Source organism: Vibrio sp. Vb1018 (genome assembly GCF_033338775.1).
GTDB classification, from domain to species: Bacteria; Pseudomonadota; Gammaproteobacteria; order Enterobacterales; family Vibrionaceae; genus Vibrio; species Vibrio alginolyticus.
Genome location: NZ_JAWOTI010000003.1, coordinates 134,146 through 155,723 on the forward strand (window position 1 = coordinate 134,146; position 21,578 = coordinate 155,723).

The 21,578-nt window shown below is 45.6% G+C and carries 21 protein-coding genes; 16 read left to right on the plus strand and 5 right to left on the minus strand.

The window, feature by feature from the left end; all coding sequences use genetic code 11:
* Positions 1-11 precede the first annotated feature (11 nt).
* Both flgL and R7Z10_RS05325 read left to right on the plus strand, forming a co-directional pair.
* Positions 12-911: a flagellar hook-associated protein FlgL gene (gene flgL / locus R7Z10_RS05320; protein ID WP_005373998.1), complete on the plus strand. Its 900-nt coding sequence runs from the start codon at positions 12-14 to the stop codon at positions 909-911.
* An 18-nt stretch (positions 912-929) separates the two neighbouring features.
* Positions 930-1,970: a flagellin gene (locus R7Z10_RS05325; RefSeq protein ID WP_005373996.1), complete on the plus strand. Its 1,041-nt coding sequence runs from the start codon at positions 930-932 to the stop codon at positions 1,968-1,970.
* Positions 1,971-2,058: 88 nt separating this feature from the next.
* Here the strand turns inward: R7Z10_RS05325 and R7Z10_RS05330 are convergent, their stop codons facing one another.
* Entirely contained in the window at positions 2,059-4,746 is a 2,688-nt protein-coding gene (locus R7Z10_RS05330) for a DUF2339 domain-containing protein (protein ID WP_318104230.1), read from the minus strand.
* A 416-nt stretch (positions 4,747-5,162) separates the two neighbouring features.
* Here R7Z10_RS05330 and R7Z10_RS05335 point away from each other — a divergent pair, with 416 nt between their 5' ends.
* From R7Z10_RS05335 to R7Z10_RS05350, 4 genes are all read left to right on the plus strand, one after another.
* On the plus strand, positions 5,163-6,962 hold the full coding sequence (locus R7Z10_RS05335; RefSeq protein WP_318104232.1) for a sodium:proton antiporter: 1,800 nt from the start codon (positions 5,163-5,165) through the stop codon (positions 6,960-6,962).
* Between the two features lie 238 nt (positions 6,963-7,200).
* A complete protein-coding gene (gene fni, locus R7Z10_RS05340; protein WP_025768016.1) occupies positions 7,201-8,220 on the plus strand; it encodes a type 2 isopentenyl-diphosphate Delta-isomerase in 1,020 nt (339 codons plus the stop codon).
* Positions 8,221-8,414: 194 nt separating this feature from the next.
* A complete protein-coding gene (locus R7Z10_RS05345) occupies positions 8,415-8,678 on the plus strand; it encodes a DUF3012 domain-containing protein (RefSeq protein ID WP_005373992.1) in 264 nt (87 codons plus the stop codon).
* Between the two features lie 251 nt (positions 8,679-8,929).
* Entirely contained in the window at positions 8,930-9,328 is a 399-nt protein-coding gene (locus R7Z10_RS05350) for a GFA family protein (protein WP_017635116.1), read from the plus strand.
* 93 nt (positions 9,329-9,421) lie between these two features.
* On the opposite strand, the gene R7Z10_RS05355 is transcribed toward R7Z10_RS05350, so the two are convergent.
* Complete coding sequence (locus R7Z10_RS05355; protein ID WP_025768015.1) at positions 9,422-9,772, minus strand: rhodanese-like domain-containing protein; 351 nt, start codon at positions 9,770-9,772, stop codon at positions 9,422-9,424.
* Positions 9,773-10,039: 267 nt separating this feature from the next.
* Here R7Z10_RS05355 and R7Z10_RS05360 point away from each other — a divergent pair, with 267 nt between their 5' ends.
* The 3 genes from R7Z10_RS05360 to R7Z10_RS05370 all read left to right on the plus strand — a co-directional run bounded on the left by R7Z10_RS05360 (position 10,040) and on the right by R7Z10_RS05370 (position 12,277).
* Positions 10,040-10,330, plus strand: coding sequence for a co-chaperone GroES (locus R7Z10_RS05360; protein ID WP_005373989.1), 291 nt, complete (start codon positions 10,040-10,042; stop codon positions 10,328-10,330).
* Positions 10,331-10,363: 33 nt separating this feature from the next.
* Positions 10,364-11,962, plus strand: coding sequence for a chaperonin GroEL (gene groL / locus R7Z10_RS05365; protein WP_154204180.1), 1,599 nt, complete (start codon positions 10,364-10,366; stop codon positions 11,960-11,962).
* Between the two features lie 105 nt (positions 11,963-12,067).
* Entirely contained in the window at positions 12,068-12,277 is a 210-nt protein-coding gene (locus R7Z10_RS05370) for a hypothetical protein (RefSeq protein ID WP_005373984.1), read from the plus strand.
* A gap of 131 nt (positions 12,278-12,408) precedes the next feature.
* On the opposite strand, the gene R7Z10_RS05375 is transcribed toward R7Z10_RS05370, so the two are convergent.
* Positions 12,409-13,020: a LysE family translocator gene (locus R7Z10_RS05375; protein ID WP_213905994.1), complete on the minus strand. Its 612-nt coding sequence runs from the start codon at positions 13,018-13,020 to the stop codon at positions 12,409-12,411.
* Positions 13,021-13,129: 109 nt separating this feature from the next.
* Here R7Z10_RS05375 and R7Z10_RS05380 point away from each other — a divergent pair, with 109 nt between their 5' ends.
* Both R7Z10_RS05380 and R7Z10_RS05385 read left to right on the plus strand, forming a co-directional pair.
* On the plus strand, positions 13,130-14,020 hold the full coding sequence (locus R7Z10_RS05380; RefSeq protein WP_017819777.1) for a LysR family transcriptional regulator: 891 nt from the start codon (positions 13,130-13,132) through the stop codon (positions 14,018-14,020).
* Positions 14,021-14,079: 59 nt separating this feature from the next.
* Positions 14,080-14,451 carry a VOC family protein gene (locus R7Z10_RS05385; protein ID WP_005373979.1) on the plus strand — a complete coding sequence of 124 codons (372 nt, stop codon included), beginning with the start codon at positions 14,080-14,082 and terminating at the stop codon, positions 14,449-14,451.
* Positions 14,452-14,549: 98 nt separating this feature from the next.
* Here the strand turns inward: R7Z10_RS05385 and R7Z10_RS05390 are convergent, their stop codons facing one another.
* Positions 14,550-14,771, minus strand: coding sequence for a hypothetical protein (locus R7Z10_RS05390; protein ID WP_017635120.1), 222 nt, complete (start codon positions 14,769-14,771; stop codon positions 14,550-14,552).
* 122 nt (positions 14,772-14,893) lie between these two features.
* Here R7Z10_RS05390 and R7Z10_RS05395 point away from each other — a divergent pair, with 122 nt between their 5' ends.
* Complete coding sequence (locus R7Z10_RS05395; protein ID WP_213905992.1) at positions 14,894-15,421, plus strand: TetR/AcrR family transcriptional regulator; 528 nt, start codon at positions 14,894-14,896, stop codon at positions 15,419-15,421.
* 44 nt (positions 15,422-15,465) lie between these two features.
* Here the strand turns inward: R7Z10_RS05395 and R7Z10_RS05400 are convergent, their stop codons facing one another.
* A complete protein-coding gene (locus R7Z10_RS05400) occupies positions 15,466-16,416 on the minus strand; it encodes a helix-turn-helix domain-containing protein (RefSeq protein WP_031781237.1) in 951 nt (316 codons plus the stop codon).
* A 184-nt stretch (positions 16,417-16,600) separates the two neighbouring features.
* Between R7Z10_RS05400 and R7Z10_RS05405 the strand changes: the two genes are divergently transcribed.
* The 4 genes from R7Z10_RS05405 to R7Z10_RS05420 all read left to right on the plus strand — a co-directional run bounded on the left by R7Z10_RS05405 (position 16,601) and on the right by R7Z10_RS05420 (position 21,548).
* Positions 16,601-18,013 carry an ethanolamine ammonia-lyase subunit EutB gene (locus R7Z10_RS05405; RefSeq protein WP_213905991.1) on the plus strand — a complete coding sequence of 471 codons (1,413 nt, stop codon included), beginning with the start codon at positions 16,601-16,603 and terminating at the stop codon, positions 18,011-18,013.
* Positions 18,006-18,890 carry an ethanolamine ammonia-lyase subunit EutC gene (gene eutC, locus R7Z10_RS05410; protein ID WP_213905990.1) on the plus strand — a complete coding sequence of 295 codons (885 nt, stop codon included), beginning with the start codon at positions 18,006-18,008 and terminating at the stop codon, positions 18,888-18,890. Before R7Z10_RS05405 ends, eutC begins: the two co-directional genes overlap by 8 nt.
* Positions 18,891-18,901: 11 nt before the next feature.
* The gene (gene eat / locus R7Z10_RS05415; protein WP_005373969.1) at positions 18,902-20,305 is read left to right on the plus strand and encodes an ethanolamine permease; all 1,404 of its coding nucleotides are present in this window, start codon (positions 18,902-18,904) and stop codon (positions 20,303-20,305) included.
* Between the two features lie 187 nt (positions 20,306-20,492).
* Positions 20,493-21,548 (plus strand): nitronate monooxygenase family protein, encoded by a 1,056-nt coding sequence (locus tag R7Z10_RS05420; protein ID WP_033906298.1) that lies wholly within the window; start codon positions 20,493-20,495, stop codon positions 21,546-21,548.
* Positions 21,549-21,578: the final 30 nt, after the last annotated feature.

The window sequence follows — 21,578 nt, forward strand, 5'->3', positions numbered from 1 at the left end:
GGAAAGTTTAGATGCGAATTAGTGACAATCAATTTAGTCAAATGATGTTGCACAGCTTGCAGAGCAATAGCGCGGGATTAGGCGAAGCTCTGCAACAGATGTCTACTGGCAAGCGCTTAACCAAGCTGTCTGATGATCCAATGGCTTCGATCAAGTTGCTTAACTTAGACCGAGAAACCAGTGCGATTGCTCAGTACAAAAACAACATTGAAAACGTAAAAACGACGCTATCGAGTCAAGAAACCCATTTAGATTCGATCAAAGAAAGCTTAAAAAGCATGCGAGACATCGCGCTTTGGGGTGCGAACGGCTCTCTTACTGACGAAAGTCGTGGCGGTATGATTACAGAGCTTAAGAGTTACCGTGACTCTATTGAGTCGTCTTTTAACGCGCAGGATGAAGAAGGGCACTACCTTTTCTCTGGTACTAAAACGGATACTGCGGCTGTAAGTAAAGCGAGCGGCAGCTACGTAATTGAAGGTAATAGTGACAAGCGCGTAGTAACAATTGCTAAAGGTGTCACGATGGATTCCAATATGACTGCAAAAGAAATATTGGACCTTGGGGGAGGCCATAACGTGCTTAACCAAATTGATGCGCTGATCAAAGAGTTTGAGAGCCCTACCGCCAACTTCAGAGCTGAAGTTGAGGCGAGTATCAGCGCTATCGACGATACTTTTTCAAACGTACTAGGGACCATGACTGAGATTGGTGGTCGACACAACAACTTAGATCTTGTTGGTGGCGCGCACAGTGAAAACAAGCTGTTCGTTGACAAAGTATCTGGAGACCTCTCTGCTCTGGACTATGGTGAAGCGTCGGTACGATTGAGTAATTACATGGCCGCTTTGCAAGCAACGCAAGCAAGCTATGTGAAGATCGATGGTTTGTCGCTGTTTGACCGTTTATAAGGTTAGGAAGTTCTTTTTATGGTAATGAGTACAGTAGAGGTTAGACCCCATAGCATACGCTTAGGTGGACAAGAACAAGCCTCTATCATGCCGACCCGTTCTGCAGACTCAAGTACGGCAATTAAACCGCGCCCGGCGCAAATTCAGGCTGACACTGCGTCAGCCTACTCTGTATCTGGTATTCAGCTTACGCAGGGTCAGCAGCAAGCCACGGCGGTTCAGATCGCGTCCAAATCGCTGCAGGTGATTGGCAAAGAGCTCACGCAAATTAAACGTGGTTTGACGCAAGCTATTAATCAAGGCGTACAAAATGTTCCTGGTTTGCAGGATACATTGGTTCGTTCTAAAGCCACCATCCAAAAAGTCGTTGAGCAAGCACGTTTCGATGGCCAGAAAGTCCTAAATAACGAACTGCACTTAAAACTGGATAAAGCGGATATTCGTCGCTTTTCTATTCCAGGTTTGAATGTTCATCGCTTAAGCGACAAGGCCGAGCAAATCCGTTTGGATTTTCCTCAAGGTCAAGCGGTGATGATTCAGTTTGATGGACAATCAGACGGTGAGCGAACGGTCAAAATGCTGGATCGCAGCTTGATTGCGTTAGGAATGCGAGCCTCATTAGCCGATGATGGCAGCATTTTATTTGAAGCCAGAGACAACGCTTATCAACAAATGCAGCAAAAGGTGATGGTAACGGGGGAAGGGCACCGATTCCCTGCGGGACAGCCTAACGTTTTGAACTTAAAGTCTGAGCCAGATGGTATTGCGGAGCTCGGGTTTGATCTAGGCTCACGCGACGGCATCAAGCAGACGATTGCCAAAGTAAATCAGCATCTGAAACAAGTTCAAACGAGTTTGCAAGAAGCGAAAGCTTTTCATGGTGAACTGAATACTCAAATGCGTTCTATCCAAACCAAAACCGCACAGCTTTCAGTCAATGAGGTGAATGCAAAACTGGATGGATTCATGCAAAAGTCTGGCGAGTTTACTTCGACTTTTCAGGCATTGAATGCGCAAGCAAACGTGCGTCGTCATACCGTGGTCGCTTTACTGAAGTAACGAACACTCCAATGATTCCCGGCTTTACACTGTTATCGTCCCCCAATAACGAAAACAGCGCACTGTCGGGAATCTCTCTTTGACTCGTCTAGGGCTCGAGTGCTTTTGCCACCGAACGATTCAATTTCTGGAATAGCCATCCAAGTGCTATCAAAGACGCACCTAAGCCTAAGAAGCTTATTGCTCGCCAGAACCCATCCAGAGAGCTCACATCCCATAAGAATACTTTCAGTGCGACACAGGCAAGGACCACTAGACCGACACGCTGCATCATCAGCCCCTGTTGGGTCACGCCGCGCCAAGTCAGCAATCCACCTACGAGCAAGCCAGCCACTGAATAACTGAACAACTCTGCCATGCTGGTTGGCTGATACAGCATCATCGATGTGGTTTGCCAGAATTGACGGATAGACATCCCCAACCAAATGGCTGCAAGTAAAAAGCCTAGACTAGCAATCGCAAATCGATGAACTTGCAACGTATTCCAGCGTTTAAAGGTTGCGATAAGCAGGATGCAAGCTGGTAACAGCCAGCCGATACTCAGCATGTTAAAGATGGGAAGTGCTTGTGCAGAGACGTTATCAGTCACCAACGGCGATTCTGCCGTATTAAGCAAAATAATCAATATAGCGAACGCGCACCAAAGCAAGTAACTATAGATTTCGTAGATACGGCTTAAGCGTTGCGCAAATTGGCTGCGGTAGCTGTATACCAAACCCATAACTAATGCTTGATTGGCAAAGACTGCCGCACTTGTGAAGTCGATGTTCCCCAAGTAACCATATTGTCCCGTTAACCAGTAGTTAGTTTGGGTGAACAATGCCATTAAGAATACATGTAAAAACGCCCCTTCAAACCAGTTGGTCAGTTCTCGGTCCACTTGTTTTAGTGTTGAACGAGCATAAGACAAGATGAAGAGAGAAGGCATATAACTCACAAGAACCCAAGCCCAATGCCCAGCTTCTACCGGTTGCCATTCGGGGATGAAAGGTAGCAGCGTGAGTCGGATAACCAGTATTCCCATTGCCACTTTAATCGCCCAACTCGCAGGTCGAAATAACCCGACTTGAGCCTGTAAGGCCATTATCGCAACTTGTATTGAGATTGCTGTTGTTAACCAAGTATCGCTCAACCAAACAAAAGCAATACCTATGATTAAAGCATGCATAACGGCAGAGCATTCTAATGCCAACGAACGTGCACGCTGACCAAGCACAACGTAGTAAGTGGCCATCAATGCGCAGAATGCAGTCCAATACCACAGGTAGCCCTGCATAAATTCGTCAATATAAAACAACGTAATTAAGCTCATCGCGGGAGCCAGTACCAGCAGAAGCAGCCCACTGAGTTGCGAACGGTCACTAAGTGATTGGCAATATGTTCGATAGCAGATCAGCGCAATACTCACCGCCAATGCGAATAGGATGCTAGCTTCTCGCTCTACCATATACAGCGCATCAAAAGCGATGGTAAGAACTATCAGCGCGGTTGCCGAGACGAGTATGGATGGCAAAAATACACGTAATGACCAGCCTGTACGAAGTGCTGGTAGCCAGATGATCGCAACAAGCAGCGTATAACAGTACGCCATTTGTAGAGTGTTCAGCTCCGGCATTCTGGTGACGGCAGAAAAGGTCAATAAAGCAGTTGCGAGAGCGGTAGCGGTCGGCGAGTTTGTCCACTTGCTTTGATAGTGACGAAAGCGAGGATTGAGCATCCAACCCATTCTCGGAACCGCGAAAATGAGATACAAAGTGATGGAGAGATAAATCGCGAGCCACGAGAACAACCGTTCTGTTGGTACACTCTCAATCAACAGCAACATCCAAATGACATGTGGAATCGCGATACTTGGCGTAATCCATGCCCTACGCACTTTTTGCATCAATAAGGTCGCCGCGAACGAAATTGCGCAGATGTATCCGGCTAACAAGAAGTAGTTGGGTTCATTACCCCCAATCCACAGTGGTGCTGTGTAGCCACCAATTAAGCCAAGCACGGCCATTAACGGCCCTTGTCGCAATGATAATGCTAAACTGAAAAATGCGGCTGAAGCCAAAATGATCAACGAGATACTCGGCGTTAGCATTTGATAAACCACAAAGGCAAAAATGACGGTGCAGTAAATGCCCGTTAATCCCGTACCGGTAACGGCAGCAGGAACATACGTAAAGCCTTGGGCTCGTGCTGCCCGTTGCGGATTCTGTTGTTCTTTACGGTGAAACCACTCGCCAACAAGCACCATAAGTAATGAGAGCACAAAGGCAAAGGATACTCGCATAAATGGCGAAAACTGGATGTGGCTACCAATCACCTGTACGAGATAACCTCCACCGATCAGCATGGCCAATGCGCCTACCCAAACCAACCAATTTTCTTGAATGTTGCTAAGCAGGCTCTGAACTTTACTCTGAAGGAATGACTCATTTTCTTGACTAAAAACATCCAGTTGCACTTCTCTTGTCTGGGCGTACCCTTGATTCGCAGCGCTCTGGTCAAAATCTAGGTTGGCAGCTGGATCATGTTCCCCAGAGGATGAGACATTTTTCTGTTGTGATTCTATGTGAGGTGACGTCGCTACAGATGGTGTGTCTTTTTCGATGCTGGATTGTTGGTGCACTTGTGGGTTTGAGCCCCCATGGACACTGGCTCGTAGTGATGTGACTTCCTCACGAAGTTTGGCTAGTTCTTTTTCTAAAAGTGCAGCTCGGTTGGCGGCTTTCACTCCGATGAGGATGGCGAGACACGCCATGAACAGTGCTAGTATTACGTACAATCCATTTCTCCTTGCGTACGTCGCGTGACCCACGATTCTTAACTTTGAGCACTTACGCTAAAGCTTAGTTCATGCTCTATGCCTTAGCCTCATATAGTGCTAGGTTCCGCGCTTTCTTTAGAAATCATTCTACATAATGAAACTCAATGCGTAATGATGAATTCGACAAAGTCGCACACTTGTGTGCCACTTTAAGACCTGATGAACAAAAATGAGTCGTTAAGTCATTGGGGGTCAACTATATTCATAATTCTGATGCGATCGCCAAAGGACTTCAAACATGTGCGTTTCGTAGCGATGTCATCGAAGGTCAGTCGTTTGATTTGCACGTTCGGTTGTTTCTATTTGACCGTAAGGCTGAATGTATTCGGGTATAGCGCATTCACGCGAAAAAAGACAAAAACAGGTAATTATTGATGCAAGTGGGTAATGAAGCGCTGGTGCTGTCAGCGGTTGGGGTTATTGGTTTAGTTTGCCAATGGTTAGCTTGGCGATTGCGTTTGCCAGCGATTTTATTTTTGTTGTTGGCAGGGCTGATCGTCGGGCCATTTATGCAGTGGTTAAATCCTGATGAGATATTAGGTAATTTGCTCTTTCCGTTGGTTTCTTTAGCGGTGGCAGTGATTTTATTTGAAGGCAGTTTGACCTTAAACTTTAAAGAAATTCGTGGCGTGAGTGGTTCGGTATGGAGCATTGTTTCCATCGGGGCGATCATTTCGTGGGCAGCGACCAGTATCGCAACACACTATTTCCTCGGCTTTACTTGGGAGCTTTCCATGTTGTTCGGCAGCTTAACCGTAGTAACAGGGCCGACGGTCATCGTGCCACTTCTACGAACCGTAAGACCTAACAGTACGCTTGCTAACATTTTGCGCTGGGAAGGGATTTTGATTGACCCGCTCGGTGCGCTTTTTGTTGTGATGGTTTACGAGTTTATCGTATCTCACAGTGCGATAAATAGCGTCGAAGTGTTTGGGACGATCATTGCTGTCGGTGTCATGCTAGGTGCGGCCTCAGGCTATGCAGTTGCGACGATCATGCGTCGCTCTTGGCTACCGGAATATTTGCAGCCATTTGCGGTTTTGATGGTGGTTCTAGGTGTATTTTCGGTCTCTAACCACATTGAGTCTGAAGCTGGGTTACTAACCGTCACCGTAATGGGTATGTGGCTCGCAAACGCTAAAGACATCAATATTCAGCAAATTCTGCACTTTAAAGAGCATTTAACCATTTTACTGATCACCGGATTGTTCATCTTCCTTGCGGCTCGAATCAGTCTGGATGATTTTGCTGCGCTAGGTAGCGGTGCGTTATTGTTGTTTGTATTTATGCAGTTAGTGTCGCGTCCGTTATCGATTTTTCTTTCAACCTTCCGCAGCAACTTGCGTCTCAAAGATAAGCTGTTTTTGTCTTGGGTTGCACCGCGCGGTATTGTTGCTGCTTCGATTTCGTCTCTTTTCGCGATCAAATTGACCGAATACGGCATTGATGAAGCGATTTTACTGGTCCCTATGACCTTCATGGTGATTATAGGAACGGTCGTGTTACAAAGTGCGACGGCACGTCCTGTAGCGCTGACGTTGGGCGTCGCAGAGCCAGCACCATGCGGCTTCTTGTTGATTGGTGCTAGCCGAGTAGCAAGAGAAATAGGGCAGGCGTTGTCGCGTTATGACCGTCGCGTATTAATGACTGACTCAAACTGGGAGTACATCAGTCAGGTTCGTATGTTGGGACTGGATTACTATTACGGCAACCCTATTTCTAGTCACGCGGACGACAACTTGAACTTGATAGGAATAGGACAAGTGGTTGCATTAACGCCCGACCAGCATTTCAACATTATGGCTTGCATGCAATTCGTCGACGAGTTTGGGGAAGATAAAGTTCACTGCTTACAAAAAGTGAAAACCAACGGCAATGGCAGCGAGAAGCACTCCGTGGCTCAGGAGTACCATGGTAAATTGCTGATGGGCGGCAATGTAAGCTACACCCAGCTAGCCAGTATGTTAAGTCGTGGTGCAGAGGTTAAACACACGAAATTGAGCGATAACTTCACGTATCAAGACTATTTAGCGCATCACAAAGGTAGTTCAGTTGTACCGCTGTTCCATGTAGAAGAAAAAGGAAAAATTCAATTCTGTGATGATCCAGAGCAGTTTGAACCAACGACGACAAGCACTGTTGTGTCGCTAATTCTGTCGGACAGCGTAAAGTAAACTACAGAGCAATGTGATCCATTTGCATCATGGGTATCGTACGCTGATTATCTCAATTTGAAGAGAAACTTGCCGGCTTGTTTAAAACGGAAAGCGAGTTTCTTTTCTTATAATGTCAGGGGCAGTCGAGATTCATTACTCGTTTCGGAAAAGTAATCCGGCAAATTCACAAAATTCGCATTGACGTTACTGATAAGGATCGCAATACTGCGCGACTGTTTTACTTTAGGGTGACATTATGGCTCCGCAAACTAACCGAAAAGATTTACACCTAGATGCTGTTTTACATCATGATATGAGCATGAAGCATAAAACGGCGGGTTTTGAGTCTGTCGAGTTTGAACACTGTGCGCTGCCAGAATGTGACTTTCACGCGATCGATTTATCGACAGAGTTTCTTGGTCATCAATTAGCGCTACCGTTTTTGATTAGCTCGATGACTGGCGGAGCAAAAGACGCAGAAACGATCAATTGTCGTTTGGCTGAAGCCGCAAGTGAATTAGGTATTGCCATGGGTGTGGGCTCGCAACGGATTAGCTTAGAAGAAAGTCAGCATTCGGGCTTGGGTAAAACCATTCGTGAGTTGGCGAAAGAAGTACCGTTGTATTCCAATCTTGGAGCCGCTCAATTGCTCGATAAAGGTAAACTCGATAATGCGCAACGTGCGGTTGAGGCGATTCAAGCCGATGCCTTGTTTGTGCACGTTAATCCAATGCAGGAAGCGTTTCAGAAAAATGGCGACCACAATTGGGTTGGTGTTTTCCAGGCAATTGAGATGCTTAAATCTCGCGTGAAGGTTCCTATCATTATCAAAGAAGTCGGTTTTGGTATTAGCGGACACGTTGCGCAGCGATTAATTGATGCTGGTGTGGATGCAATTGACGTTGCGGGCGCGGGTGGTACAAGCTGGAGTGCGGTTGAAGGGTATTGCCAAGACAATCCGAAAATGCAGCGTGCAGCCGAGCTTTTCCGCGATTGGGGTGTCCCTACAGCAACATGTTTGGCTCAAATCCGCGCACTGCATCCTACATTACCGTTGATCGCCTCGGGAGGTGTTCATAACGGACTTGAAGCGGCGAAAGCCATTCATTTGGGTGCTAATCTCATTGGGCAAGCTGGTGCGGTATTAAAAGCTGCGACGATCAGCACGCAGTCTGTCGTCGAACACTTTGAACAAATGGCATTAGAGCTGCGTTTAGCGTGCTTTGGTACTGGCTCTTCTAAGGTTGGTGAGCTAACGAAAGCGCGCTGCCTATAGCTTTTAGAATGGCGCGCTTTACACAGAGTCGCTCAATAATTTTTCGATGTCTTAACACGTAGACTGATAATTTCGTTATAGTTGATACAAAAGTCACTTCAGCTAGTGACGCCTTTATTCAGACACTTGAATGGGCACGTGTTGAAGAGATTGAGTTTAATTTTACTATTGTTTGCAACTGGAACCTTAAATTTATGAAAAAACTAGTCATGCTGATGTTGGCGGCTTCTGCTTTGACCGCTTGTAGTGATGAAGTGGGCACTGAAGGCTGGTGTAACGACATGCGCGATAAGCCAAAAACAGAATGGACAGCAGACAACGCGGTAGACTTTGCAAAGCATTGTGTTCTGCAAGATGGTGTCGGCAGCGAGCAATGGTGTGAAAACCTGAAAGATAAGCCGAAAGGTGACTGGACTGCAAACGAAGCGACCAGCTTTACTAAACACTGCATTTTTTAAGCACAGCGGAAAGCGCCTTTTCTGAGGCGACATTCTGTGAGGTAAACACCAAGCGTTATTGCTTGGTGTTTTTGTATCTAAAATAGCTCGATTTTTCACGTGTCAGCGCACCTCCCTCTGAATGGAAAGTTTTACATTTTCGTTTCATTTTTGAAAACCTGTATTGCCTGTCTTTAATTTTTCGTACTGCAATGGCATGGTGTCGAGATAGCCATCTAATTCAATTAGATTCATAACAAAAAGGAATTCAAATGGAAGTACTAAAAGGCTCATGTCTGTGCGGCAAGGTAAAGTTGGAAGTGGCAGATGAATTTAAGTACATGGGAAATTGCCATTGCTCTGAATGCCGCAAGTTCACAGGTTCTGACTATTCATCTGCCGGTGGTATTGCGTTGGATAAACTGCTTATTATCCAAGGGAAAGAAGATATTCAAACTTATCAGAAAAGCGAAAATACCATGCTATGCTTTTGTCGCCACTGCGGATCAAGTCTGTATTCGAAAAAGAACAATGGGATCGTCAATATTCGCCTTGGTATCTTGGATGACACATCTTCTCACAAGCCTGATTTCCATATTTTTGTCGCGTCGAAAGCGCCGTGGCTCGAGATATCGGATAACCTGACTCAATTTGATGCAGGGCCAAAGTAGAGTTGTTGTAGATAAGTATTTAGAAACAGAGCGCGTTACAATACGCTTGCGACGCGCTCTGTGCTTTTACTTTGTATATTAGAACGGAGACGACTATTTGGCGTCTTGTAGTTCTTCAAAGCCACCTGCATTGTGCAGATTCGTAAAGCCTTGCGATTGTAAGTATTGATACGCTTTGCCAGAGCGGTTACCACTGCGACAGTACAACACGATAGCTTGATCTTTATCGACGTCTTGAAAATGTTTATCAAGTTCAGATAAAGGGAAGTTGACGGCATTATCCAAATGCCCTTCAGAAAACTCTTGCGGCGTGCGCACATCGACAATCATCGCGCCCTCGTCAATCAATTGCCAACCTTGTTCAGCGCGTTCAGAAGCTGACACGTTGGGTGAGAGGAAGCCAACGCATAACGTTGCAAGAAATAGAGATACGGCCTTTTTCATTGTTTGATTATCCTTTTTAAGAGTACGTAACCACTCTAGATTTGATTGAGCACATTTTCCATCATAAAGAGATGCTAAGTGGTTGTGAATGCGATAATTCGATAGAAAATTTTATTTAATTTAATAAAAAATTTTTATCAAATTCACCTCTTGAACTCTAATTTTTCGACCTTATTATTTTCATCGAAAGCGAGCTGTCGACTCGCAAATCCATCTTGATGTTTATTTTGTCTTTTATTTTTGGTTCCAAGTAGGAGGCACTTAAAAATGAAAATTCGTCCTTTAAATGACAAGCTAATTGTTGAAAGACAAGAGGTGGAAAATAAATCTGAAGGGGGAATCGTTTTAACTTCTCAGTCGGTGAAAAAATCAAACCGCGGGAAAGTCATTGCTGTTGGTTTAGGTAAACGTCTTGAAAATGGCGAACGCGCTGCGATGGAAGTCAAAGTGGGCGACCAAATCATTTTCAATGACGGTTACGGCGTGAAAACCGAGAAAATTGACGGCGCAGAATACTTAATTCTGTCCGAATCTGATGTGTTAGCAATCGTTGAGTAATTATTTTTGTAGTAGTTTTTTGAGGAGATAACCATGGCTGCAAAAGACGTATTATTTGCTAATGACGCACGTCAAAAAATGCTGAAAGGTGTGAACTTACTGGCGGACGCAGTAAAAGTGACACTAGGCCCGAAAGGCCGCAACGTTGTGCTTGATAAATCTTACGGCGCGCCAACCATCACCAAAGATGGCGTGTCTGTAGCGAAAGAAATCGAACTGAAAGATAAGTTCGAAAACATGGGCGCACAAATGGTGAAACAAGTGGCGTCCAAAGCGAATGATGAAGCGGGGGACGGTACAACGACCGCTACCGTACTGGCGCAATCTTTCATCAATGAAGGTCTTAAAGCGGTAGCCTCTGGCATGAACCCAATGGACCTAAAACGTGGTATCGACAAAGCCACTGAAGCGGCGGTTGAGAAACTACGTGAAATGTCTAAGCCATGCAGCGACAAGGAATCCATCACCCAAGTGGGTAGCATTTCTGCAAACAGCGATCGCGCGATCGGTGAAATCATTGCAGAAGCGATGGAGAAAGTGGGTCGCAATGGCGTGATTACGGTTGAAGAAGGCCAAGGTCTAAACAACGAATTGTCTGTGGTTGAAGGTATGCAATTTGACCGCGGTTACTTGTCGCCATACTTCATCACTAACCAAGAAAATGGCAGCGTAGAGCTAGACAACCCTTACATCCTATTGGTGGACAAAAAAGTCAGCAGCATCCGCGAGATATTGCCTGTACTAGAAGAAGTGGCGAAATCTTCTCGCTCGCTATTGATCATTGCTGAAGACATCGAAGGTGAAGCGCTAGCGACATTGGTTGTGAACAACATGCGCGGCATCGTGCGTGCGACCGCGGTGAAAGCGCCTGGCTTTGGTGACAACCGTAAAGCGATGATGGAAGACATTGCGGTACTAACTGCTGGTACGGTCATCTCTGAAGAAATCGGCCTAGAGCTCGAAAAAGCAACGTTAGAGCAACTAGGTAGTGCGAAGAAAGTGACCATCACCAAAGACACAACAACCATTGTGGGTGGTGCAGCAGAAGCAAGTGCGATTGCTGATCGTGTGGCTTCGATTGAAAAACAAATCGAAACAACCACCTCTCAATACGATAAAGACAAGCTTCAACAACGTGTTGCGAAGCTTTCTGGCGGCGTAGCGGTGATCAAGATCGGCGCTGCAACCGAAGTTGAGATGAAAGAGAAGAAAGACCGCGTGGACGATGCGCTACACGCTACCCGCGCAGCGGTTGAAGAAGGTATTGTTGCTGGTGGTGGTGTTGCCCTAACTAAGATCGCGAAAGAATTGGCGGATCTAAAAGGCGACAATGATGACCAAAACGTGGGTATCCGAGTTGCGCTACGTGCAATGGAAGAGCCTCTTCGTCAAATCGCAACTAACGCAGGTGACGAAGCTTCTGTTGTGGCGAACGCTGTCAAAGCGGGTGATTCCGATTACGGTTACAACGCTGCAACAGGTGAATACGGCAACATGATCGAAATGGGCATCTTGGACCCTGCGAAAGTAACACGCTCAGCGCTTCAATTCGCTGCGTCTGTTGCTGGCTTGATGATCACCACTGAAGCGATGATCACCAACCACGTTGAAGACAAAGAACTTGATATCTAACGTCATCAACCGTTAGTGATTAAGTAAGCGTTAAAATAACAATAACATTGCAAAACCTAAGCGGGCTCGCTTGAGCCCGCTAATCAGTCATTTGAGGTAAGTGTTATGACCCGTTTACCTGCGTTTTCTTTCTCAATATCTGAGCCGGGCGGTAATGAAGCTTCGTCAACGTGGCCGACTGCTATTCACTTCCCCCTCGTTCCAGCTGGGCCAGAGTTTTCGATCGAAAATGCTCTGCCTAAACGTCCGACAGTGACGATATTCACTATCGATCTGTCTCAGTTATTTAAAGGGGACGCTCGGGTCATCCATTAACTGTATCGAAACAGCCAGCGCACGTTGGCTGTTTTTTTCTAATTTAAAGTATTGATAATGTAGATTTTTATTTGATTACTGCCACTTGTTCAATGATCAATTTGAACTGGGGTAATCGGACCGCAAGCGCACTACACCTTTAAGCCCAGCATTGCGCCGAAAATGATTAATCCCGCCCCACATGCTTGATTGAGTCGATGCTTAATCTTCAACAAGAAAGCTTGTAGCTGGGATGACGTGAATAAAACAGCAACGATAGAAAACCAAATACCATGCAGCGCAATCATATAAATCCCGTAGAACAAGGCGATGTGTTGCTGACTAGAGTCGGGAGAAATCACTTGGCTAAAAATACTCAGAAAAAACAGCATCGTCTTGGGATTGAGTAAATTACACAGAAATCCCTGCATGAAAAATCGCCACATTGAATACTCGCTCTGTTGAACGGTTTCTGAGTTTGATGCAGGTTGCGAGGAGAATATTCCTTTAATCCCAAGGTAGGCAAGATAAGCGGCCCCAAGATAGCGCACGAGATTAAACAACCATTCATTTTGTGAAATTAAGTAACTGATCCCCAGCATGGAGTAAGCGATGTGGATGCTGATCGCCATGCTGATACCAATCGCACTGTACACGCCTGCTTTTCGTCCTTGATTTAAGCTATTTCTTAATACCAAAACAAAGTCTGCGCCAGGGCTAATAACAATAAGCACACCTAATAACGCAAGAGTTACAAATTCCATATCGATTTCCTGTTTGAATGATGAAGTCTGGGATGTAGCGGAATTGTAGGCGTCTTTATTACTGACTATAATCGAAAAATATTCCCATATTGGTGAGAAAAACTCACAGATGCGTCACCTGAAATCTTTTTATGTATTCCACGTTGCGGCGAGCTCTTCAAGCTACACTGAAGCGGCTGACAAACTGAACATTACCCACGGAGCCGTGAGTAAGCAGATCAAGCAACTTGAGCAATATCTGTCTCAACCTTTGTTCTTCAAAGAGGGCAGGAAAGTCGTGTTGACGGCAGAAGGCGAATTACTCAAGACATACACAGAAACGGCATTCCAAACGCTAGAAAAAGGCGTGAATACGCTTATGCAAGAGAAGCATCAGCATCTTGAAGTGTCTTGTGAACCGACATTAACCATGCGCTGGTTGATGCCAAGGTTGGCCGCGTTTAATGATGAACACCGTGCTGATGTTCGTTTGTCGACGGCTGGTGGCCCGGTAACATTAGGATCAACTGGGCTTTCGATGGCGATTCGTCGAGACGATTTTGCGCAGCATCACGATTACGACAAAACCATTCTTGTGGAAGAGTGGGTGGGGCCGGTATTTTCTCCTGAGTATTGGCAATCCATTAAAGACAATTTGAAAGCAGCTCGATTGTTGAATAGCCAAACCAGACCGAATGCTTGGGCGGATTGGCAGCAATCAACACGTTGTGAAACTTTCAACGGCAACACTCAGCAATCATTCACGCATTTTTATTTTTGCATACAAGCAGCGGTGGATGGCTTAGGCGTCGCAATGGGATCGTATCCTTTTGTCATGGACGATATTAAGCGTGGTAATTTGGTCGCACCATTTGGGTTTTCTCCATCAAGTTGCAATTACGTTTTATTGAGTCAAGATAAAAAGCGTACAGAACTCGAACATAAATTTATCACGTGGTTACAAACGCAAATGGCAGAGTGTGTGCCACTGTCATCACAGCAGATTACGCAAGGCGAATAGAAGGCATAGAGCGAGATTACGTCAGTCAGTTTTATGGAAAAAGGCTTAGGAAATTGGAAATGGAAAACCTCAATATTGTTGAAATCAAATCATTTGTTCCGGCGAAAGATTACGCGCTATCAAAACGTTTTTATGAGGCGATTGGCTTTGAAATGGCATCGGACTTCGGTGATGTAGCATATTTCTCTCAAGGTAGCTGCGCGTTTCTTTTACAGAATTTTTATGAGCCAGAACACGGCAATAACTTCATGATGCACTTGCTCGTAGAAGACGCAGAAAGCTGGCATCAGCACTTATCCAAAGTGGGTCATGAAGAATTTGGTTCGCGTTTGACTGAGCTGGTCGAGCAACCTTGGGGCATGCGCGAATGTTGTTTGTTTGACCCTAGTGGCGTTTTATGGCGAATTGGCCAGAACATGAATACTGACTAACGCCAGTCTTATTTTCACCATATCTACGCGCAGGTATTGAGATCTCGATATCTGCGCGTTTTCTTTTTTACTTAGCCTTGCCAACGTTTGTAGCGCACTCACGCCTTTTTCGAGGTGGTGTGCGATGGGCTAACGCCAAAAAACTCCTCAAGCAGCATGGCTTTGAGTTCTGCTCTGACTTCTGCGCCACCGATTAACGCCAAAAGTGCGAGTCCTCCTGGAATAAGGATGACCATTAATATCGGTCTTAAAATATACGAAAAGCAGAAGATGGTCGGGAAGAAAATCAATCCTTGGCCTAGTTTGTTTAATACGTACATGAGCGATTCCTTTTGTTTTTATATAAAATGAGCGCGCTCAATTTTATAAATGAGCGCGCTCAATTTGTCAATCTCAACCACGCAAGGTATGATCCTTTCAGGCTCATTAAGCAGACACATCAATGACGAAGCGACAACAAACCAGAGATAAAATTCTAAAAGCCGCATGGGCATCTTTTGCTCAAAATGGCTATGACATGACGACCACAAGGCAGATAGCGAGAGAAGCAGGAGTAGCCGATGGCACAGTGTTTAGCCATTTCCCGACTAAACTGTCGATTTTGCGCGAAGGGATGCTGACGCAACTGCAACAGATCAGCCAAGAAACGCTAGTCAGTGTGGAAGGTAAAACCGATATCGACATTGGTTTGGCGCTGACGGAGAAATACTATCGCTACTATTTTGCGAACGTTGAGCTGAGCCGAGCTTTGCTGAAAGAGGTGATTTGGGATTTGGATTATTATCAGTCGTTTAACCAAGCTTTGTTTCAATCTGTAAACGGAAGCTCCGTCCTTGAGGGAAAAATACCGCTGATTTTTGACTGCTATTTTATGACGTTAATCTCGCACTTGAGCCGTGCAGAACCGGATGTTGAAGCGGCACTTGAAGAGCTTCATGCTAAGTTTCAGCAAATCATTGCGACTGCATAACATGGCCCCAACGCAGGATCTGAAAGAATATACTGCCTGTCATTTTATTTGCTGGACTCCCATTTTCTCGTTTCAGTTGGCGTCTCACCAAATAGCCGCTTGTAGCTTTGACTGAACTGCCCGAGATGGAAAAAACCAAAGTCAAAAGCGATTTCTGCAATTGTTCGATTATCTTCAGGGCTTTGTAGCACTCTACGTACTTGATTTAGGCGCATTCGATGTATGAACTGCTTTGGGGAAGTATTACAGCAATGTTCAAAGGTGTACTGTAGTGTGCGACGACTGACGTGTACTGCGTCACACAGTTCACTGACGGTTATTGGTGTACGGTAGTCTAGATCCTGTAGCTGTTGTTTTATACGCTGCATCACGTGTTGACGATGAGAGATTGATATCGGATGGCTCGTGTGCAGTGAACTGAGTGAGAACAACTCCAGCACAATGTCTTTTAAGATTGCTTGATGTGTGGTTTCAGACCATCTTGGCTCGGCGGAACCAAGTAACGTGCCTAAGTAGTATTTAAGTTGTTGAATGTGTTTTTCCGTCAAACCCGTTAAGTGAAATGTGTTGTTTTGGATACTCCCAAGCTCAAGTTGATTTTCTATGATGTGAACGAAGTTTTTGTCGAGCACTATTCCATAGATAGAAAACTGCTCCGGTGTCATTAACTCAAAATCAGCGCCACCTTGCCTAAGCAAAAGCTGGCTTGAATTAAACTGACTGTGATTTAGGTGTAGCGGCTTATTTTCCGCACTCAAACCCAACCAAATACCTCCCTCTTCAACCCTGCATTGCTGTCTTAGCGAGCGGTTACTGTCTTCACGAAACACATGGAAATTGGGAAATCGTCGTTCTCGAATTTGACCTAAAAATCGACCATCGCTGAGTTGGTCATATTCCTGTTGCCAGTTTATCAGACTCGCAGCTTGTTGGTTTGCATCCTTAGTGTGATGGATGCACAGCATTGGTGCAGTTTGGGGCATTTGGTTACTCATCCTTGTGATGCTCATTCCTTTTTTGTGAGTCATGTTGGAGCAGTATTTACATAACTCATTGTTTATTATTGGTTTATAAATGTTGCCAGTTTTTGATAACGCTACGGAACACATTTGGCAATACTTTCTTAAAGCTTATTGATAGTTCAGCAAAAAGCGAACCAAATAGTGAAGAGGAAGAGCAATGACGGCAACTTATCGTCGGCAACAAGGAAGTAAAGTCTATACCTTTAAGTCATTAGCTGACTTGATGGCGAAAGCGACACCGGAGCGCTCAGGCGATGCGTTAGCCGGGGTTTGTGCTCAGTCAGCGGCAGAACGTGTAGTCGCACAAATGGCGCTGTCTGAGTTACCACTTAAAACGTTTCTTAACGAGGCGGTTATTCCATACGAAAGCGACGATATCACTCGCCTAATTATCGATACGCATGACCTTGAAGCCTTTAAGCCGATTGAGCACTTGACGGTCGGAGATTTTCGAAATTGGCTGCTGAGTGAAGAAGCCGATGGTGAAACGTTGGCTAAAATTCGTCAAGGTTTAACACCAGAAATGGTGGCCGCAGTCAGTAAGATTATGCGCAACCAGGATTTGATTCTCGTTGCTAAAAAATGCCAAGTTGTCACGGCTTTTCGGAATACGATAGGTTTGCCGAGTCGCCTGTCTACTCGCTTACAGCCGAATCATCCCACTGATTCTCTCAACGGTATCGCAGCGACCATTTTTGATGGTCTGATGTACGGAAATGGCGATGCGGTTATCGGTATCAATCCGGCAACAGATAATGTACCTCAAGCTATTAAGTTAATGAACTTAATGGATGAGGTGATTCAACACTATCAAATACCGACTCAGTCTTGTGTGTTAACTCATGTCACGAACACGATCGAAGCCATTGAAATGGGTGCACCAGTCGATCTCGTTTTTCAGTCGATAGGCGGCACGCAAGGGACGAATGATACCTTCGGAATCGACTTGTCGATTTTGAAAGAGGCCCATGAAGCCGCGTTGTCTTTGAATCGAGGTAGTGTAGGAAACAATGTGATGTATTTTGAAACCGGACAAGGTACAGCGCTGTCTGCGAATGCATTTCATGGGGTCGATCAGCAGACTTGTGAAGCCCGCGCTTATTCTGTCGCGAAACAGTTCGATCCTTTGTTGGTTAATACTGTCGTTGGGTTTATTGGCCCTGAGTATCTGTTTGATGGCAAACAGATCATTCGTGCTGGGCTTGAAGATCATTTCTGTGGGAAGTTGCTTGGTTTACCTATGGGTTGCGATATCTGTTACACCAATCATGCCTATGCCGATCAGAATGACATGGATAACTTGCTGACACTATTAGGTGTGGCCGAGTGCTCGTTCATCATGGGTATTCCAGGGTCTGATGACATCATGCTCAACTATCAAACTACCTCATTTCACGATGCCCTTTACGCAAGAAAAGTACTCGGTTTGAAGCCAGCACCAGAGTTTGAAAAATGGTTAATGGAGATGCAGATTTTCGAGAGCGTGCAAGACGTTCGGTTAAGTGAGCAAATCTCTCGCTCGTTTTCGGGAGCAATTAACCAACTGAATAAGGGGTATTCTCATGGGTAAAGTAATCACCATTGCTCAGTCCCCACAAGATGAGTCTGGAGTTGTCACACACAACCCTTGGGGCAAGTTACGCGACTTCACCTCTGCTCGGATCGCTCTGGGTCGCAGCGGAAACAGTGTACCAACCAACGAGTTACTCTCATTTCAGCTGGATCATGCCCAAGCTATGGATGCAGTGCATTGCAGTTTGAATATTGAGTCTCTCGTTGCTGGTTTGTCGGACTCTTACTCGATTCTTGAAAATACCTTAGAGCCTCCAGTGGTAGTGAGCAGCCAAGTGAGTGATCGGCTTATGTACTTGCAAAGGCCCGATTTAGGACGGCAGCTCGATGAATCTTCTTGGAAAACGCTCAACTCGATAGCAAATGAGCATAACACTGACATTGATCTTGCGATTGTTATTGCTGATGGACTTTCTTCCGTCGCAATTCAAAACCATGCCGTGCCTGTTGTTACGCGATTGATTTCTCTTTTAAGCGCTGATGATGAACATCAATGGAAATTCACACCTATCACAATCGTAAAGCAAGGAAGAGTAGCGGTAGGGGATGATGTTGGTGAATGTTTTAACGCTAAGGCCGTGCTGGTTTTAATTGGAGAGAGGCCCGGTCTAACTTCTCCGGATAGCATGGGTATGTATCTCACTTGGGGGGCTAAACGAGGCTCTAAAGATTCCCAAAGAAACTGCATTTCCAATGTGCGCCCTCAGGGGCTCAACTATGACGATGCCTGTGAACGCGCATTTTACTTGCTCAAGGAAGCTCGAAAATTACAACTGTCAGGAGTGAATCTGAAAGATCGCTCAGATATCAATGAGCCAAGTGGCGCAAGCGTTGAAGATAAACACAGCGACAACTTTTTAATTTCATCAAAGTAGAAGGATTTACTATGTCTAAACATCAGGAGTACTTGGCCAAAAGGCAGCTAAAAAGAGGCACCGCAGGTTGGATTTTACTTGCTGGCTTAGGTGTCTCGTATGTTATATCTGGTGACTTCGCCGGTTGGAACTTTGGCATCGCTCAAGCAGGATGGGGAGGCTTTCTTATTGCTGCTATCGCGATGGCAGTAATGTATTTCACGCTAGTATTGTCTTTAGCTGAAATGTCTGCGGCTATTCCTGCTGCGGGTGGTGGTTACAGCTTCGCAAGACAGGCGATGGGGCCGACAGGCGGCTTTTTCACTGGCTTATCAGTTTTGATTGAATATGCGCTCGCGCCTGCTGCGATAGTGATTTTTATTGGCTCAGCCGTGAATGAATTGGTTGGTATCGATGGCCCTGTTGTTTACGCACTTTTCTACGCCGTCTTTATCGCTATTCATATGGCAGGTGTTGGCGAAGCTCTCAAAGTGATGATGGTCATCAGCGGTTTGGCTGTGCTAGCTATTCTCATTACTGCTGCTGTGCTTATTGGTCACTTTGATGTTAATAACTTATTCGATATTGCTCCGGCGACGGCTCAGGCAACAGAAATCTTGCCGTTTGGGTGGTATGGCGTATGGGCTGCGTTGCCATTTGCAATGTGGTTGTTTCTTGCGGTTGAAGGTGTGCCTTTAGCGGCAGAGGAGGCAAAAAATCCGGCAAAAGATGTTCCCAAAGGCATCATTGGTGCGATGCTGTTTTTATTGCTAACCGCAACTCTCGTAGTCGTCCTTTTGGCTGGTGCGGTTGGCTCAAAGGTCATAGGCGATAGCGCGGTGCCATTAGTTGACGCCCTAAAGCTTACGGGCAATTCAACGGTAGCAATGGCCGTGAACTTACTTGGATTGGCTGGCCTTATCGCTTCTTTCTTTTCAATCATTTATGGTTACAGTCGCTTGGTGTTTGCGCTTTCCCGCGCGGGTTATTTACCGCAAACTTTGTCATTAACCAGTGACAAAAAAGTGCCTTCTCGTGCGCTTTTGGTTCCGGGCGTTTTTGGGTTCTTGGTTTCACTTACGGGTGAGGGGGACTTAATCTTGGCGATGGCTGTTGTCGGTGCGACTGTATCGTACGCATTAATGTCCTTGAGCCATATTTTATTGCGAATTAAACAGCCGGAATTAACTCGTCCATATAAAACGCCTGGTGGGATAATTACTTCGAGTATTTCTCTGGTGCTTTCTTTGATCGCAATGACAGGTGTTTATGCTTTTGATCCCTCAGCCTTTTTCATGACAATGGGATTGTTTCTTATCGGTGGTGTTTATTATGGGTTATACAGCCGCAACAAACTGGTGGCAGCAACCGCCGAGGAAGAGTTTGCCATGCTGTCTGTAGCAGAGCTAGAGCTTGAATCAGATGTCGTACGATAGTCACTTTGATTCTTGTTATTCAGCATATTAAGGGAGCCATAGGCTCCCTTTGTCATTTCTATCAAAAGTGCATAGCGCACAAATGCATCACTTTAACTTTATAAGTGTTTAATCATGTGAAAGTCTAGTCTGGATAACGATGGCGCAGATCCATCACAGGTAAAGGTTAAGTTTTCAAGGAAAGATCATGATAAACAAGGTATTTAATACACTTTTGGGAACAGAGTTACCGATTATTCAAGCGCCAATGGCCGGTGTGCAAGACAGCCAAATGACCATCGCCGTCAGTAATGTTGGCGGGCTTGGCTCGTTACCTTGTGGAATGCTGAACAAAGACGCCATCGTAAAAGAACTTCAACTTATCAAGCAGGCAACTAACCGACCGTTTAACCTCAATTTCTTTTGCCATGAAATGCCGGAGTATGACGCCAACAAGCACGAAAAGTGGCAAAAAACGCTGCAACCGTATTTTTCCGAGGTTGATGCAACCGTTCAGGCTCAGCCAAACGCTCCGACAAGGATGCCTTTCAATCATGATATTGCTGACGCGATTGAACCATTTGCACCGCCAGTGATCAGTTTCCACTTTGGTTTGCCAGACGATGATCTGTTAGCTCGAATTAGAGGGTGGGGAGGGAAGATCCTTTCGTCAGCGACCACGGTGGACGAAGCACTTTGGCTAGAAGCAAAAGGCGTTGACGGTATTATCGCCCAAGGCTTGGAGGCTGGTGGACACCGAGGTATGTTTTTATCGGATGATTTAACTACTCAATTAAGTTTGATGGCGTTATTACCACAAATCGCCAAACGGGTGAATTTGCCCGTTATTGCTGCAGGCGGAATCGCTGATAGAAGTGGGGTGGAAGCCGCGTTGAGATTAGGAGCGAGTGCCGTTCAAGTTGGCAGCGTCTATTTGTTGTGTGATGAGGCGAAAACATCGTCTTTACATCGATATGCCATTGCCAGTGAACGCGCGCAACATACCGCAGTGACCAATGTTTTCTCGGGCCGACCAGCGAGAGGCATTGTGAATCGCGCGATGTCGGAGCTAGGCTACATCAGTGAGTTTGCGCCGAAATTCCCATACGCCTCCATTGAAATGGCTCAACTAAGAGCGCTTATGGAAAAGCAAAACCGAGATGAATTCACACCGTTGTGGTGCGGACAAAACTCGTCGGGTTGTAAGGAAATATCGGCGGCAGAAATGACATTGTCATTAGTGGAAGGCATCGATTTAAACTGATATGCATCTTGCCTTTTAAAGCGATGCTGA